Annotated in this window: 2 protein-coding genes; one reads left to right on the top strand and one right to left on the bottom strand. The window is 35.5% G+C overall.

The annotated features are described in order from the left end of the window. Nucleotides 1-45 precede the first annotated feature (45 nt). The gene (locus CKF58_RS07235; RefSeq protein WP_119532442.1) at nt 46-660 is read right to left on the bottom strand and encodes a YhcH/YjgK/YiaL family protein; all 615 of its coding nucleotides are present in this window, start codon (nt 658-660) and stop codon (nt 46-48) included. A gap of 220 nt (nt 661-880) precedes the next feature. On the opposite strand from CKF58_RS07235, the gene ispH reads away from it, so the two are divergent. Then, nucleotides 881-1,828 (top strand): 4-hydroxy-3-methylbut-2-enyl diphosphate reductase, encoded by a 948-nt coding sequence (gene ispH, locus CKF58_RS07240; RefSeq protein WP_119532444.1) that lies wholly within the window; start codon nt 881-883, stop codon nt 1,826-1,828. Nucleotides 1,829-1,845 lie beyond the last annotated feature (17 nt).

Below are 1,845 nucleotides of genomic sequence, written 5' to 3' on the forward strand. Positions count from 1 at the left end.
TTGGGGGATCTTGCGTTTAATGATTTAGCTAATAGCTCTAATTCTTTATGCTAAATTTAACTCTTGCGCATAACGAGCATCAATTTTAACTACACATTTAACAATGTTACCTTGATTCGCTTGTCCTTTAAAACCTGCAAAGTGAGCAATTGATGGAGGAATAATTACTCCTTGTCCAGGTAAAAGAGTTACTTGTGTAAGATTTTGTAAATCATACGCAAACTCGGTATCATTTAAAGGCTCTGGATCTTGGTCTTTATGTGCTTGCTCTGGTACTTGCTCTAAAAGATAAATGTAAGTTTCTTTGTTTGCAAATACAATATGAATATCATATGTATGGAAATGGTATTCGGTACGAGCTAAGTCTAGATTATTACCTTCAAGTTCATTAAAAATAACTTTATTTAATAAAGCTGGAATTTCACCTACATCTAAATCAGCATGTTCTTGCGCGGCGATGCTTCTTAAAGTAGCTGAAACTTTTTGCGTTAAATTTAAAGCATCATAGTTATTAAATAGTTCGGTAAAGGTTTCAACTCTTTTACTTGGTTTTTGTTCTTTAGTTGCTTGATAGTAAGTGTAAATCACTTCTATTAATTCACGCATTAATGGTTGATGAGGAAAAGCATGGTTTAAATTAGTAGCAGAAAAAAATTTCATAAAGGACTCCTATAATTAGCACAGCTGGCAAGTTAAACTCGAGTTACGATGTAACGTCTTAGGTATTTTTCCCGAACTTATTGTAAAATATAAAGCCGAAAAGAAATAATTTAACTCGTTGTAGCTTTTGCTACCTTTATTATAAGATTTTTATCAAAGAAAAGAACCTAAATTATCGCGATTTGTGTAATGGTTCACACTTTTTTTCAGGTCAATGCACATGGAAATTATTTTAGCCAACCCAAGAGGGTTCTGTGCTGGAGTTGATCGTGCGATTTCAATTGTAAATTTAGCACTCGAAAACTTCGATCAACCTATTTATGTACGTCATGAAGTAGTGCATAATCGCTACGTTGTTGACGATTTAAAAACTCGCGGTGCGATTTTTGTTGAAGAATTAGATGAAGTGCCAGATCACAGTATTGTGATTTTCTCGGCACACGGCGTATCACAAGCAGTACGTCAAGAAGCACGTACGCGCCAACTAACAGTATTTGACGCTACTTGCCCTTTAGTAACAAAAGTGCATATGCAAGTGAGCCGAGCGGCTCGCAAAGGGGTAAATGCAATTCTGATTGGACATGCTGGACACCCTGAAGTGATTGGTACAATGGGGCAATATGTATCAGATACTTCTAAAATGTATTTAGTAGAAAATGTTGCTGATGTCGAAAAACTGGAGTTAGACCCAAGTTTACCTCTAGTATATATGACCCAAACCACTTTATCTTTAGACGACACTAAAGAAATTATTGTCGCTCTCAAAGAAAAGTTTCCTCATATTGAAGGTCCGCGTAAAGACGATATTTGTTACGCAACAACAAATCGTCAAAATGCAGTCCGTGATTTAGCGACGCAAGTTGATATTCTATTTGTAGTTGGCTCTAAAAACTCTTCAAACTCATCACGTCTAGCCGAATTAGGTAATCGTCTTGGCACTAAGTCATACTTAATCGATGGTATGCAAGATGTACAATTATCTTGGTTAGAAGGTGTACAAAAAATTGGTATTACAGCCGGAGCCTCTGCACCAGATATTTTAGTGCATGAATTAATTGCCTTTTTAGAACAAAATGGTGTTACGAAAGTAAGTAATCTTAAAGGTTTACAAGAAGATGTTTTCTTCCAAGTTCCTAAAGAATTACGCATTAAAGATATTACCGAATAAACTAAACCCCACAGTTA

This window comes from Psittacicella hinzii (assembly GCF_003585935.1).
In the GTDB taxonomy this organism is placed as follows: Bacteria; Pseudomonadota; Gammaproteobacteria; order Enterobacterales; family Psittacicellaceae; genus Psittacicella; species Psittacicella hinzii.

Excerpts from the sequence above, each read along its gene's own strand:
- ispH (WP_119532444.1), top strand. The coding sequence starts at position 881 with ATGGAAATTATTTTAGCCAACCCAAGAGGGTTCTGTGCTGGAGTTGAT.
- CKF58_RS07235 (WP_119532442.1), bottom strand. The coding sequence starts at position 660 with ATGAAATTTTTTTCTGCTACTAATTTAAACCATGCTTTTCCTCATCAA.